The organism is Microbacterium sp. NPDC077184 (genome assembly GCF_040687055.1).
Classification (GTDB): domain Bacteria; phylum Actinomycetota; class Actinomycetes; order Actinomycetales; family Microbacteriaceae; genus Microbacterium.
On record NZ_JBFBMM010000006.1, the window covers coordinates 147325 to 160073 of the forward strand.

Annotated in this window: 10 protein-coding genes; 5 read left to right on the plus strand and 5 right to left on the minus strand. The window is 71.4% G+C overall.

Features of this window, described 5'->3' with window-relative positions; genetic code table 11:
- Positions 1 to 4 precede the first annotated feature (4 nt).
- On the plus strand, positions 5 to 1570 hold the full coding sequence (locus AB0O93_RS12125; protein ID WP_363343658.1) for an APC family permease: 1566 nt from the start codon (positions 5 to 7) through the stop codon (positions 1568 to 1570).
- Between the two features lie 151 nt (positions 1571 to 1721).
- On the opposite strand, the gene ald is transcribed toward AB0O93_RS12125, so the two are convergent.
- A complete protein-coding gene (ald, locus tag AB0O93_RS12130; protein ID WP_363343660.1) occupies positions 1722 to 2837 on the minus strand; it encodes an alanine dehydrogenase in 1116 nt (371 codons plus the stop codon).
- 56 nt (positions 2838 to 2893) lie between these two features.
- Positions 2894 to 3883, minus strand: a complete 990-nt coding sequence (locus AB0O93_RS12135; protein WP_363343661.1) for an asparaginase — start codon at positions 3881 to 3883, stop codon at positions 2894 to 2896.
- Positions 3884 to 3934: 51 nt separating this feature from the next.
- Here AB0O93_RS12135 and AB0O93_RS12140 point away from each other — a divergent pair, with 51 nt between their 5' ends.
- Entirely contained in the window at positions 3935 to 4411 is a 477-nt protein-coding gene (locus AB0O93_RS12140) for an OsmC family protein (protein WP_363343662.1), read from the plus strand.
- Positions 4412 to 4416: 5 nt separating this feature from the next.
- On the opposite strand, the gene AB0O93_RS12145 is transcribed toward AB0O93_RS12140, so the two are convergent.
- The gene (locus tag AB0O93_RS12145; RefSeq protein WP_363343864.1) at positions 4417 to 5118 is read right to left on the minus strand and encodes a lysophospholipid acyltransferase family protein; all 702 of its coding nucleotides are present in this window, start codon (positions 5116 to 5118) and stop codon (positions 4417 to 4419) included.
- 203 nt (positions 5119 to 5321) lie between these two features.
- Between AB0O93_RS12145 and AB0O93_RS12150 the strand changes: the two genes are divergently transcribed.
- Positions 5322 to 6272, plus strand: a complete 951-nt coding sequence (locus AB0O93_RS12150) for an FKBP-type peptidyl-prolyl cis-trans isomerase (RefSeq protein WP_363343664.1) — start codon at positions 5322 to 5324, stop codon at positions 6270 to 6272.
- A 61-nt stretch (positions 6273 to 6333) separates the two neighbouring features.
- Positions 6334 to 7416 (plus strand): 1-deoxy-D-xylulose-5-phosphate reductoisomerase, encoded by a 1083-nt coding sequence (gene dxr, locus AB0O93_RS12155; protein WP_363343666.1) that lies wholly within the window; start codon positions 6334 to 6336, stop codon positions 7414 to 7416.
- A gap of 21 nt (positions 7417 to 7437) precedes the next feature.
- Here dxr and AB0O93_RS12160 read toward each other — a convergent pair whose 3' ends face one another.
- Positions 7438 to 9090 (minus strand): UDP-N-acetylmuramoyl-L-alanyl-D-glutamate--2,6-diaminopimelate ligase, encoded by a 1653-nt coding sequence (locus AB0O93_RS12160; RefSeq protein ID WP_363343668.1) that lies wholly within the window; start codon positions 9088 to 9090, stop codon positions 7438 to 7440.
- 109 nt (positions 9091 to 9199) lie between these two features.
- Here AB0O93_RS12160 and AB0O93_RS12165 point away from each other — a divergent pair, with 109 nt between their 5' ends.
- Positions 9200 to 10543 carry a site-2 protease family protein gene (locus tag AB0O93_RS12165; RefSeq protein WP_363343670.1) on the plus strand — a complete coding sequence of 448 codons (1344 nt, stop codon included), beginning with the start codon at positions 9200 to 9202 and terminating at the stop codon, positions 10541 to 10543.
- A 16-nt stretch (positions 10544 to 10559) separates the two neighbouring features.
- Here the strand turns inward: AB0O93_RS12165 and AB0O93_RS12170 are convergent, their stop codons facing one another.
- Positions 10560 to 12536: a chorismate-binding protein gene (locus AB0O93_RS12170; RefSeq protein ID WP_363343672.1), complete on the minus strand. Its 1977-nt coding sequence runs from the start codon at positions 12534 to 12536 to the stop codon at positions 10560 to 10562.
- Positions 12537 to 12749: the final 213 nt, after the last annotated feature.

The window sequence follows — 12749 nt, forward strand, 5'->3', positions numbered from 1 at the left end:
AGTCATGTCCACCACCCCGATCAGACTCGAACGGCCGGACGGCAAGGGACTGGCCGCGGGAACGCTCGGTCTGTGGGGATCCACCGTCATCGGCCTCGCCTCCACGGCGCCGGTGTACTCCCTGGTGGCGACCCTCGGGTTCGTCGTCCTCGCGGTGGGCGCGCAGGCGCCGATCGCCTTCGTCGTCGCGTTCGTCCCGATGCTCTTCATCGCCTTCGCCTACCGCGAGCTGAACAACGCCGTCCCCGATTGCGGGACCACCTTCACCTGGGGCACCAAGGCCTTCGGTCCCTGGGTGGGTTGGATGGGCGGGTGGGGTGTGGCCGTGGCCGGAATGGTGGTGCTCGCCAATCTCGCGCAGATCGGCGGCATCTACTTCTGGGCGCTCGTCGACGGCATCATCGGCTCGGGCGACGACGCCCTCCTCTCCGACAACGTCCCGCTCGTCACCGCCACCGGTGTCGTGTTCATCGCCCTCATGACCTGGATCAGCTGGCGAGGTGTGGAGATCGGGGAGCGCGTGCAGAACATCCTTCTCGCCATCCAGTACCTGGCGCTGGCGATCTTCGTCGTCGCCGCCCTGTGGCAGTACTTCGCGGGCTCCGCCCCGGGAGCCACACCGTTCGCCTGGGACTGGTTCAACCCCTTCGCCTTCGAGGAGTGGTCCGGCTTCACCGAGGCGATCCTGCTGGCGCTGTTCATCTACTGGGGGTGGGACACCTGCCTCGCCCTCAACGAGGAGACGAAGGACCCGAAGCGCATCCCTGGTCTCGCCGCCCTCCTCACGTGCGTCCTGCTGCTGTTCACCTACGTCTCGGTCACCGTCGCGGCGATGATGTACGCCGGGCTCGGCGACACCGGGACGGGACTGGGGAACGAGGCGAACGCCGATGACTTCTTCCTCGCCATCAAGGACGGACTGCTCGGCCCGGTCGGGTGGGTGCTCGTGGTCGCCGTTCTGATCTCCGCCGTCTCCTCGACGCAGACCACCATCCTTCCCACGGCGCGCGGCACACTTGCGATGGGCGTCTACCGGGCGCTTCCGGAGCGGTTCAAGACCGTGCATCCGCGGTACAAGACGCCGTCGTTCTCCACCCTCGTGATGGGCGTGGTCGCGTCGGTCTACTACATCGGCATGACCCTGATCAGCGACAACATCCTGCAGGATTCGATCCTGTCGCTGGGGCTCGCGATCGCCTTCTACTACGCCATCACCGGCTATGCGTGCGTCTGGTACTTCCGCCGCGAACTCTTCACCTCGGGACGCAACATCGTCTACCGGCTCGTGCTGCCGCTCCTCGGCGCGCTCATGCTCACGTACGCGTTCGTCCAGTCCGCGATCGACATGTTCGATGTGGATTACGGCTACACGGTGCTCTTCGGCATCGGGGGGACCTTCGTGCTCGGGGTGGGGTCGCTCGCCCTCGGTGTGGTGCTGATGGTGCTGTGGTTCCTCTTCCCGCGCTCGAAGCGGTTCTTCCGCGGCGAGAGCCTGAACCGGGAGACCCCGGTGATGGTGCCGGACGACACCGCCGCCGCGGCGCGCTCCGTCGACGGCGGACTCGCCTGACACCCGCGCGTCCGGCGGTCGGGGCGACGCGGCGTGCGTAACTCCTCCGTTTCGCGGCGGCACGCCGGGGGTGGCCCCGGGTTCGGGGCGGTGGGGGCCGGATCGGAGGAGTTCGGCCCGCGCCCGGGGTGTGGGCGCGGGCCGGCGTGACTCAGGCGAGGGCGTCGGCGAGGTCGCCCGCGGGCAGGTCGTGCGCGGCGGCGACACCGGGATTGACCACGTGCCCGCCGTGGGTGTTGAGCCCCGACGCCAGCGCGGTGTCGGCGCGCAGCGCCTCGCGCCAGCCGCGACGGGCGATCTGGCGGATGTAGGGGAGCGTGGCGTTGGTGAGGGCGGAGGTGGAGGTGTTCGGCACCGCACCGGGCATGTTCGCGACGCAGTAGAACACCGTGTCGTGGACCGCGAAGGTCGGGTCGGCGTGGGTCGTCGGGCGCGTGTCCTCGAAACAGCCGCCCTGATCGACGGCGATGTCCACGAGCACCGAGCCGGGGCGCATCCGCGACACCATCTCGTTGGTGACGAGCTTCGGCGCTTTCGCGCCCGGGATGAGGACGGAGCCGATCACGAGGTCGGACGCGACGACGGCGCGATCGAGGTCCAGCGGATTCGAGGCCGCGGTCTTCACACGCCCCTGGAAGTGGTCGTCGAGATGCCGCAGACGCGGGATGTTGGTGTCGAAGACGGTCACATCGGCGCCCATGCCGGCCGCGATCACCGCGGCGTTCGCTCCCGCGACACCGCCGCCGATGACCGTCACCGTGGCCGGGCGCGTTCCGGGCACACCCGACATGAGCAGGCCGCGGCCCCCGGCGGAGCGCATCAGCGTCGACGCGCCCACCATGGGCGCGAGCCTCCCGGCGACCTCGCTCATGGGTGCGAGGAGGGGCAGACCCCCGCCGGCGACCTGGACCGTCTCGTAGGCGATGGCCGTCACACCGTCCGCGACCAGTCGTTCGGTGAGAGGACGGTCCGCGGCGAGGTGCAGATAGGTGAAGAGCACGAGGTCGTCACGGAAGTAGCCGTACTCGCTCGCGATCGGCTCCTTCACCTTCAGCAGCAGCTCCGCGCGGGCCCAGACCTCGGCGGCATCGTCGAGGAGCGTGCCACCGGCCTCGCGGTACTCGGCATCCGGCATCGAGGAGCCGGCGCCGGCGCCGGTCTGCACGATGACCTCGTGGCCGGCGGCGACGAGATCGTGCACGCCCGACGGGGTGAGAGCCACCCGATACTCGTTGTTCTTGACCTCGGTGGGGACGCTGATCCTCATCGTGCGATCCTTTCCGCTCCGCCGTTGGAGCGCTCGGGCTCCGGATCGGAGCGCCTCTAGAACGCGGGGCGGATGGCCCCGACGGTGCGATCGCCGCCGCTGAGCGACAGCGAGAGTCTGGTCATCGTCTCGGCGACGTCCGCGGGCGCGAGGGCCCCGGCGCGTTCGAGGAGGCGGAGCGCGACGGCGGTCGCCGCGCGACCGTTCCCGTCGAGGATCTTCAACGCCACCGTCGTCCCGTCGGGGGCGACCATCACGAGAACCCCTTCGGCGCCCGTCTTGGCGAACACGCCGAGGCGCTCGATGGCGACGGTGTCGGGCCGGTCGGGGCCGTCGATCGTCCAGGGATGGCTGCGGACCGCCGCGACCAGCGCCCCGGCGCTGCGGTGCAGGGCGAACGGCGACGACGGTGACGCCGTGCCGATGCGGTGGATCGCACGCGCGAGCGCCGTCAGCGAGACGGGGTACACCGGCGCGCCGCAGCCGTCGACGGCGACGCCGCCGACCTTCTCACCGAGAAGCCTCTCCGCCGTCTCGCGGATCTGAGCCTGCAGCGGATGAGCCGGGTCGAGGTAGGTGGCGGTGTCCCACCCGTTGACGGCGCACGTGAGCAGCATCGCGGCGTGCTTCCCGGAGCAGTTCATCCGGATGCGGGCCGGTGCGAGCCGCTCGCGCACGAGTTCGTCGCGCGTGGCGGTGTCGCCGGGCCAGGCCGGGGGGCACTGGAGGGCGTCTTCGCCGAGGCCCGCGGCGTCGAGGATGTCGCGGACGACCGCCACGTGCCGATCGGTGCCGGAGTGGCTGGCCGTCGCGAGTCCCAGGCGCTCGCCGTCCAGCGGTGCGCCCGCCGCGAGGAAGGCCAGAGCCTGGAGGGGCTTGAGGCTCGACCGGGGGAGGATCGGCGCATCGACGTCGCCGAGACGGTCGCGGACCGTGCCATCGGGGGCGAGCATCACGGCGACACCCACATGGCGGGACTCGACGAAGCCGCTACGTTCCACGAGGGCGAGCTCGACGGCGTCGGCTGCGGAGAAGGTCTGCGGCACCGCACCAGCCTACCGCCGGGACGTTCGGCACCCCCATGACAGACTGTGCTCATGTTCGGCGAGCATCGATACTCCGTCCGGGCGATCTGGACCGGAGATCGCGGCTCGGGCACGTCCGGATACCGCGATTACGACCGCTCGGTGACGCTGATGGCCCCCGGCAAGCCAGACCTGCCGGCATCCGCCGACAAGCCGTTCCGAGGCGATCCCACCCGCTGGAACCCCGAAGACCTGCTGCTGGCGGCGCTCAGCGAGTGCCACCTGCTGTCGTACCTCCACGCGTGCGTCGGCGGAGGCGTCGTCGTCCTCGGGTACGAGGACGACGCGAGCGGGCTCATGGTCGAGGACGGACGCGGGGGAGGCGCGTTCCGCGAGGTCGTCCTCCGGCCACGCGTGACGGTGGCGGCGGAGTCCATGCGCGAGGCTGCGCAATCCCTCCACGACCAGGCGCACGCCTGGTGCTTCATCGCCAACTCGGTGAACTTCCCGGTGCGGCACGAGCCGACCGTCATCGTCCGCGCGGACTGACGCCGTCAGAGCCGCTCGTGCGGCAGCACCTGCTTGATGCGCTCGATCGGGTTCTGTGCGGGCACCTCGTTGTAGGCGCCGGCGAGCTCCTGTCCGGAGAGCGCGTGGATCGCGGCCATGATCTCGTCGGTCGCACCCCGTCGCGCACGACCCGACGTCGCGGGACCGTGGTGGGACAGGTCCAGCGGTGCGCCGAACTTCACCGTCACGCGGTGGCGCAGAGAGGGCATCTTCGCGCCCACCGGCATGACCGCATCCGTTCCGATGAGACCCACCGGGACGACGGGAGCACCGGTCTGGAGTGCGAGGAAGGCGACGCCGGTGCGCCCCTTGTACAGCCGGCCGTCCAGGGACCGCGTGCCCTCGGGGTACAGCGCCACGGCGCGTCCCTCCTGAAGGATGCGGCGCTGCTGGTCGAGGGCGTCGAGGGCCGCCTGGCCCGCGCCGCGCTGGACGGGGATCGCCCCGATCGAGGTGAAGAACCAGCGGGATCCGGCGCTTTCGAAGTAGCTCGACTTGGCGAGGAAGTGCACCGGGCGCGGGGCGGCGACGGGGATGGCGATCGAGTCGAGGAACGACAGGTGGTTGCTCGCGAAGATCACGGGACCGTGGCGGGGCACCAGGTCTCCACCCTCCACCCGCGGACGGTAGACCAGGCGACCGAGGGTGGAGATCGCGAACCGGCCGATCGCGTACGTCGCCCCCATCTTCCGCGCCGAGTCCGGCGTCGCGTCCGCGGTGGACGCGGAGGTCTGAGAGTCGTCCTCGGGAGTGGCTGCCGGGTCCGATGTCACCCGACGAGGGTACTCCGGATCGCATTCTCACGGGGGAATGCCCGTACTCCCAGCACAGACAAAGAAAAAGTGCGGGAAGATGAACACTCCCGTTCTCAACTTCCGAGGTCTTCTCCGTGCGCTTCCGCCCGCTTGCCGCTCTGTCCTTCGCCGCTCTGACGGCCCTCGTCCTCACGGGATGCGCCGGCGGCGCACCCGAGGCGACTCCGACGGCCACCGAGGCCGCAGCCGGTGACCTATGCGCCGTCGCGGCACCGACGGGCGACGTCGTCAGCTCGATCACGGTGGACGGCGAGGTCGGCGAGAGCGCGACCGCGACGTTCGAGGCACCGCTGGAGTTCACCAGCGCGGAGCGCGAGGTGCTGGTGGAGGGCGACGGCGCCGCGATCTCCGACGGCGACTACGTCTCGTACGCGCTCGCCGTCTTCGACGCCGCGACCGGAGAGAGCCTGCAGGAAGGCGGCTTCGGCGGTGCGGCCCTCCCCGCCATGCCGATCACCCTCGGTTCCGGCGCGGACTTCTACTTCGGATGCGCCACCGAAGGCTCGCGCGTCGTGGTGACGGTGCCCGACACGACCGGCGCCTCCGCCGGTCAGGTCTACGTCATCGACGTGCTGGGCGTGACCCCCGCCGACGAGTGGTGCGCGGTGGCCGAGCCCGGCCCCGACTTCCCGACCGTGGAGTTCGACGGCGAGGGCGTCCCGACGATCACCATCGCGGATGCCGAGCCGCCGACCGAGGTCCAGCTCGAGGTTCTCGAGGAGGGTGACGGCGCCGTGGTGGAGCCCGGTGACAACGTCACAGTGGACTACACCGGCGTGAAGTGGAGCGACGGAACCGTCTTCGACTCGAGCTGGGAGCGCGGCGAGCCCGCGACCTTCTCCACCCTCGGTGTCGTGAGCGGCTTCCAGCGCGCGCTGGAGGGGCAGACCGTGGGATCGACCGTCGTGGTCGCCATGCCGCCCGCGTGCGGCTACGGCGACACCGGATCCAGCACCCACGAGCTTGCCGGGGAGACCCTGGTCTTCGTCGTCGACATCATCGACGCCGCCCGCGCGCAGCAGTAAGGCGCGCTCGAGCACGGTGTCGGCCTCGAGCGGGGCATCGGCGCGGCGCTAGGCTGGCCCGATGCGACGCGTCATCGTCCTCGGCTCCACCGGTTCCATCGGCACCCAGGCTCTGGACGTGATCCGGGCGAACCCCGAGCGTTTCGAGGTGGTCGGCCTGTCCGCTTTCTCGCGCGCGGAGGAGATGCGCGCGCAGGCCGCGGAGTTCGACGTGGAGCACATCGCCGTCGGCGCCGCGGAGGCGGAGCAGCTCGTCGCCGATGTCGAGGCGGATGTCGTCCTCAACGGCATCACCGGGTCGGTCGGACTCGGCCCGACCCTGGCGGCCCTGTCGGCAGGTCGGACACTGGCGCTGGCGAACAAGGAATCCCTGATCGTCGGGGGAGAACTCGTCACCCGGGTCGCCGCGCCCGGTCAGATCGTACCGGTCGATTCGGAGCACTCCGCGATCGCGCAGGCGCTCCGCAGCGGTACTCCCGTCGAGGTGCGCCGGCTCATCCTGACGGCATCCGGCGGTCCGTTCCGCGGGCGCGATCGCGCGTCGCTCGCGACGGTGACCCCCGCCGAGGCGCTCGCGCACCCCACCTGGGACATGGGACGCGTGGTCACGACGAATTCCGCGACGCTGGTGAACAAGGGGCTCGAGGTCATCGAGGCGCACCTGCTCTTCGACGTCGACTACGCCGACATCGACGTCGTCGTCCACCCCCAGTCGATCGTCCACTCGATGGTCGAGTTCGTCGACGGGTCCACCATCGCTCAGGCGTCGCCTCCGGACATGCGGCTGCCGATCTCGCTGGGCCTCGACTGGCCGCACCGGGTGGCCGGTGTGGGTCGGCCGCTCGATCTCACCGCCGCCACCGCGTGGACGTTCGAGCCCCTCGACGAGGACGCCTTCCCCGCGGTGCGCCTCGCGAAGCACGTCGGTCGGGCCGGCGGCACCCATCCCGCGGTGTTCAACGCCGCGAACGAGCAGGCCGTCGACGCGTTCCACGAGGGCCGGATCGGCTTCCCCGGGATCGTGGAGACGATCGAGCGCGTGCTCGACGCGCATGCGGCGCCCGACGAGCTCACCCGTGACACGCTCGCCGAGGCGGAGCGGTGGGCTCGCGAGACCGCCGACCGGATGATCGCGAAGGCCTGATCCCCGCCGGTGCCGGTCGGCTCAGGCCGGTCGGAGCGGATCCGAGGCGGGAGTGGAGTCGTCCGGGTACGGCACCGGCCACGCCGGTTCCGGCACCGGCCACCCGGCATCCCGCAGCGCGCGGCGGGCGAGCTCCCGCGCGGAGTACGGCGTCCGCACGCCTCGGATGTCGCGGTAGTCCTGATGTCCGGGACCGGCCCACAGGATCGCGTCGCCGTCACCGACGAGGGCGATCGCCTCGCGGATCGCGCGCTCCGGCGGTGACGACTCGTGGATCTCGGCATCGGGTCGCGCGCGCCGCGCCCCCTCGATGAGCGTCGCGCGGATGCCGTCAGGATCCTCGTGCCGGGGGTGGTGATCGGTGACCACCAGGATGTCGCTGCCGAGCACGGCGGTGCGCCCCATGTCGTGACGCTTGGTCTTGTCGCGGTCGCCGTCCGCGCCGAAGAGCATGACGACCCGGCCGGGGGTCACCCGGCGCACGGCCGCGAGCGTCTTCTCGAAAGCATCCGGGGAGTGTCCGAAGTCGACGAAGACCGCCGGGCCCCGATCGCCCGAGACCAGCTGCGTGCGCCCCGGCAGGAACGCCCGGATACGGTCGCCGTCGAGGGCCTCCACGAGGCGCTCCCACGGGTAGCCGCCCTCGAGGATCATCACGATCGCGAGCCCCGCGTTGGCGGCCATGTGGCGTCCGATGACGGGGACCACCGTCGTGAGCGCACGGCCGTCCTTCGCCGCGAGACGGAAGCGGGTGCCGTCCTTGCGCTCCTCGAGGATCTCGACGGTCCAGTCCGCCGCGGCCGCGGCATCCGGGTCGTCGGCGATCGCCGGGGTCCCCACGGTGACCGCGGGCACCTCGCAGCGCTCCCGGACCTCGGCTCCGGTGGCGGCGTCCATGCAGATCACGGCACGACGCGCGCGGTCGGCGCGGAACAGCGGCATCTTCGCCTCGAAGTACTCGCGCATGTCGGCGTAGTCGTCGAGGTGATCGTGGGTGAGGTTGGTGAAGCCGGCGACATCGAACACGATGCCGTCGACGCGTCGGCGGCTGAGAGCCTGCGCGCTGACCTCGACGGCGACGGCCTCGACGCCGCGCTCGCGCATGAGCGCCAGGAGCGCGTGCATCTCGTACGCCTCGGGGGTGGTCAGGCGCGACACGATGATCTCGCCCGCGATGTGACGCTCCGCGGTGGACGACAGACCGGTGACGGCGCCGAGCTGTTCCAGGATGCCCTCCAGCAGGTGCGACACGCTGGTCTTGCCGTTCGTCCCGGTCGTGCCGAACAGGAGCGGCAGGTCGTCGTCCCGACCGGTGCCGTACACCCAGGCCGAGAGCGCCCCGAGCACGGCCCGCGGGTCGTCGACGACGAGGACCGGCAATGCGGATGGCGATGCGAGGGCCGCGCCCGCGGCATCCGTCATCACCGCGACCGCTCCGCGCGCAGCCGCGTCCTCGACGAACTCCGCGCCGTGGCGATTGACCCCTCGGGTCGCGACGAACAGGTCGCCGGGCCGCAGGTCACCGGTGGCGAGGGTCAGCCCGTGGATCGTCACGCCGTCCGCCTTCCCGTCGACGTCGGCGGCGAAGGCGTCCGCGAGAGCGCGCAGGCTCACGGCGGGGGCGGTGCTCGGTCGGAGCACGGGAGGCAGGTTCGAGGAAGCGTCGCTGGGCATGGCGCTCCCATCTTCTCACCCGGCCCGGGTGCGACGGGATCGGTGCGTCGCGGAGGATCCCGCCGACGGTCACGGCCGATTCAAAGGCGGACGGGGGTAGCGTGAGCGCGTGGAAGTGATCGCGTTCGTCGTGGGAGTCGTGCTGCTGGTCGTGGGCCTCGCCGTCTCGATCGCCCTGCACGAGCTCGGCCACCTGTGGCCGGCGAAGGCGTTCGGCGTGCGCGTCGGCCAGTACATGATCGGTTTCGGGCCGACGCTCTTCTCCCGCCGTCGCGGGGAGACCGAGTACGGCGTCAAGGCCATCCCGCTCGGCGGTTACATCTCGATGGCGGGGATGTACCCGCCGTCGCCGAAGGAGCAGGCCGCGCGCGCCGCGGGGGAGCGCACGGGACGCGCCGGCGGCGGTTTCTTCGCCACCATGGTCCAGGACGCCCGCGCCGCCAACGACGAGACCCTCGACGGTGACGGCGACTCCCGGGTGTTCTACCGCCTTCCCGTCTGGAAACGCGTCGTGATCATGCTCGGCGGACCCGTGATGAACCTCCTCTTCGCGGTGTTCCTGTTCGCGCTCCTCTTCTCCGGCATCGGCGTGCAGACCGCCACGACGACCGTCGCGAGCGTCAGCGAGTGCGTCATCCCCGCCGGGGAGGAGCGCACCACGTGCGCGGCGTCCGATCCCGCCGCCCCCGCGGCCGCCGCCGGCATCGAGCCCGGGGACGTCGTCGTCGAGGTCGCCGGGCAGCCGGTGGAGACGTTCGCCGAGATGACGTCCCTCATCCGCTCGTCCCCGGGTGAGCCGCTGACGCTCGTCGTCGAACGCGACGGGGAGCAGCGGAGCGTCCGACTCACTCCGGCGTCCGTGGAGCAGCCGGTCGTCGACGACCTGGGTGACGCGGTGACCGACGCGGACGGCGACGTCGTGACCGAGAAGGTGGGGATCGCCGGCATCCGTCAGGAGTCCGCCTACGTCCGCCAGCCGATCTGGACGGGCCCGCAGACCGCCGTCGAGAACGTCGGCGCGGTCGCCGGGATCATCTGGCAGCTGCCGGTGAAGGTGTGGGAGACCGGAGCGACCCTCATCACCGGCGAGGAGCGCGACCCGAACGGACCGTTGAGCGTCGTCGGCGCGGGAGTGCTCGCGGGCGAGGTCGCCTCCGCCGAAGCGCCGGTGCTGAACCGTGTGGCGGGGCTGCTGTCGCTCCTGGCGTCGCTGAACATCGCCCTGTTCGTCTTCAATCTGCTGCCCCTCCTGCCGCTCGACGGCGGACACGTCGTGGTGGCCCTGTGGGACGGCATCAAGCGCGCCTGGGCGAAGATCACGAACCGTCCGCCGCCGAAGCCGGTGGACGCCACCAAGCTGGTGCCGGTCACCTTCGTCGTCTTCATCGCCCTGGTCGTGATGGGCGGCGTGCTGATCCTCACCGACATCGTCAACCCGCTCTCGCTCTTCTGAGCGCGGGCGTCCCGGGTCAGGGCGCCGTCGAGAGGGCGTGGGTCACGAGGCGCTCGAGGGTCACCATGCCGTCGCGCGAGAGGATCGACTCGAGGTGACCCTGCACCGAGGCGAAGCCGGGTCCGCGGAGCGCGTAGACGTCTCCGCTCGCATCGGCGGCCACCTCCGCATCGCCCACTTCCCGGGTGCCCGGCGCCACACGCGCGGTGAAGGTGTTGTAGAAGCCGATGGATGCCGGCATCCCGAACACGTCCACGGTCTTCTGCAGGCCCTGGTGCGGGGTCGCCAGAGGCGCGAGATCCAGGCCGACGTCGTCGCTCAGGATCTGGTGGCTGAGGCACACCGCGAGGAGGGGGCGCCCCGAGGCGCGACGCTCGGTCACGATCTCGCGCATGCGACGCATGCGCTCCGACGCGGGGTCGCGCGGGTCGCCGGGGCCGGGGCCGCAGACGACCAGCTCCGCGTCGCGGACGTCGTCGGCGGTGACGCGGTGCCACGGCACGATGCGGACGTCGAGGCCGAGGTGACGCAGCTGATGGGCGAGCATCGTGGTGAACCGGTCCTCGGCGTCCACGACGACCGCCTCGCGACCACGCAGCGGGCCGTCGGGAGCGGAAGCCTGCGGGTTCAGCCAGAACGCCGCGAGGCGGGAGTTGCGCGACGCCAGGAGCGCGGCGATCTCGGGATCGTCCGCCAGGCGCCGGGGCTCGGCGGCGGGCTCGTCCTCGTCGACGGCGTCCGCGCGGGCGGCGAGCGCCGCCTCCTCGGCGACGCGATCGCGGGGGATCGCGCCGATCGCGCCGAGGACTCCCGCCGCCTTGCCGTGTGTCTCACCGACCTCGCCGTACGGGTCCGAGTGACGCACCAGCGTCGCCCCGACCGGCACGCGCAGGCGCCCGTCCGCGAGATACGCCGTGCGGATGAGGATCGGGGCGTCGAGATCGTGCGTCGGCGCGGCATCCGCGGCGGAGGCGGTACCGGCGTCCGCGTTCCCTGGCCCGCCGGCATCCGCGCGGGGGGTGAACAGGGCGGCGACGCCGGAGTAATAGCCGCGAGGGGCGCGTTCGTGTCGCGTGATGACGGTGCAGGCGTTCTGCATCGGGGAGCCGGTGACCGTGGGTGCGAACATCGTCTCGCGGAGGATGTCGCGGGGGTCCAGGCGGCTGCGGCCGCGCAGGACGTACTCGGTGTGAGTGAGCCGGGACATCTCCTTCAGGTGCGGCCCGGTGATGCGACCGCCGTCCGAGCACACCGCGCTCATCATCTTCAGCTCTTCGTCGACCACCATGAACAGCTCCTCGGTCTCCTTGGTGGAGGCCAGGAACTCGGTCAGCGTCTCGGCGGTGGCTCCGCCGGCGGGGTGGCGGAAGGTGCCCGAGATCGGATTCATCGTGACCACGCCCTCCCGCGCGCTCACGTGCGCCTCGGGGCTCGCCCCCACGGCGACATGACCGTCCGTGACGATCGCGAACGTCCAGTAGGCGCCGCGCTCGTGCTCGAGGAGCGCGCGGAACCAGGTCAGGGCGGCGACGGCGGGGTCGGCGTCGACCTCGGCGGTGAAGTCCCGACGGATGACGAAGTTCGCGCCCTCGCCGCGACCGATCTCGTCGGCGATGACGCGCCGGACGATGTCGGCGTAGGACTCGTCGTCGATGTCGAAGCCGGCGTCGCGCAGGGCGATCGGAGCGGAGGGAAGTCCCGCCAGCACCTCCGCGCGCGGTAGCGCGATGTGCTCGGCGACGACCAGACACCGAAGCGGCGCACCGTCGTCGTGGCACGCGAAGCCGCGCTCGCGCACCTGCCGGAACGGCACGAGCGCCAGCACCTCGCGCGGCACGCCCGCGGAATCGTGCAGCGGGATGTCGGCGAGGAGGTCGACGTCGTGGACGTCGCCGGTGAGGACCTCGATGGTCTCGACGTCGCGCGAGATCAGCGCGAAGGGCGCGCCGGATGCGGCGAGTTCGAGCAGGAGCGATGCGGCGGGGGCGTTCATGTCGATCTTTCGTCGTGGGGGCGGTCGCCCTACGAAGAAGAAAGACCGCCCCGGGGGCGGTCTGTCCTCACGCGCAGCCACCGCCTATACGGTGGGCCACCAGGCGGAGCGCGCGAACATGCGCCGAAACTACCACAGCGCGTGCGCGCGATCCGGGGTGCGGAGGGTGGGAGGGGCCTGGGCGTTGGCGATCCGCCGCGCCTTCGGGCGGTC

Coding starts and splice junctions, on each gene's coding strand:
- AB0O93_RS12170 (WP_363343672.1), bottom strand. CDS start 12,536: ATGAACGCCCCCGCCGCATCGCTCCTGCTCGAACTCGCCGCATCCGGC.
- AB0O93_RS12125 (WP_363343658.1), top strand. CDS start 5: ATGTCCACCACCCCGATCAGACTCGAACGGCCGGACGGCAAGGGACTG.
- AB0O93_RS12145 (WP_363343864.1), bottom strand. CDS start 5,118: ATGGGGGCGACGTACGCGATCGGCCGGTTCGCGATCTCCACCCTCGGT.
- AB0O93_RS12160 (WP_363343668.1), bottom strand. CDS start 9,090: ATGCCCAGCGACGCTTCCTCGAACCTGCCTCCCGTGCTCCGACCGAGC.
- AB0O93_RS12140 (WP_363343662.1), top strand. CDS start 3,935: ATGTTCGGCGAGCATCGATACTCCGTCCGGGCGATCTGGACCGGAGAT.
- ald (WP_363343660.1), bottom strand. CDS start 2,837: ATGAGGATCAGCGTCCCCACCGAGGTCAAGAACAACGAGTATCGGGTG.
- dxr (WP_363343666.1), top strand. CDS start 6,334: ATGCGACGCGTCATCGTCCTCGGCTCCACCGGTTCCATCGGCACCCAG.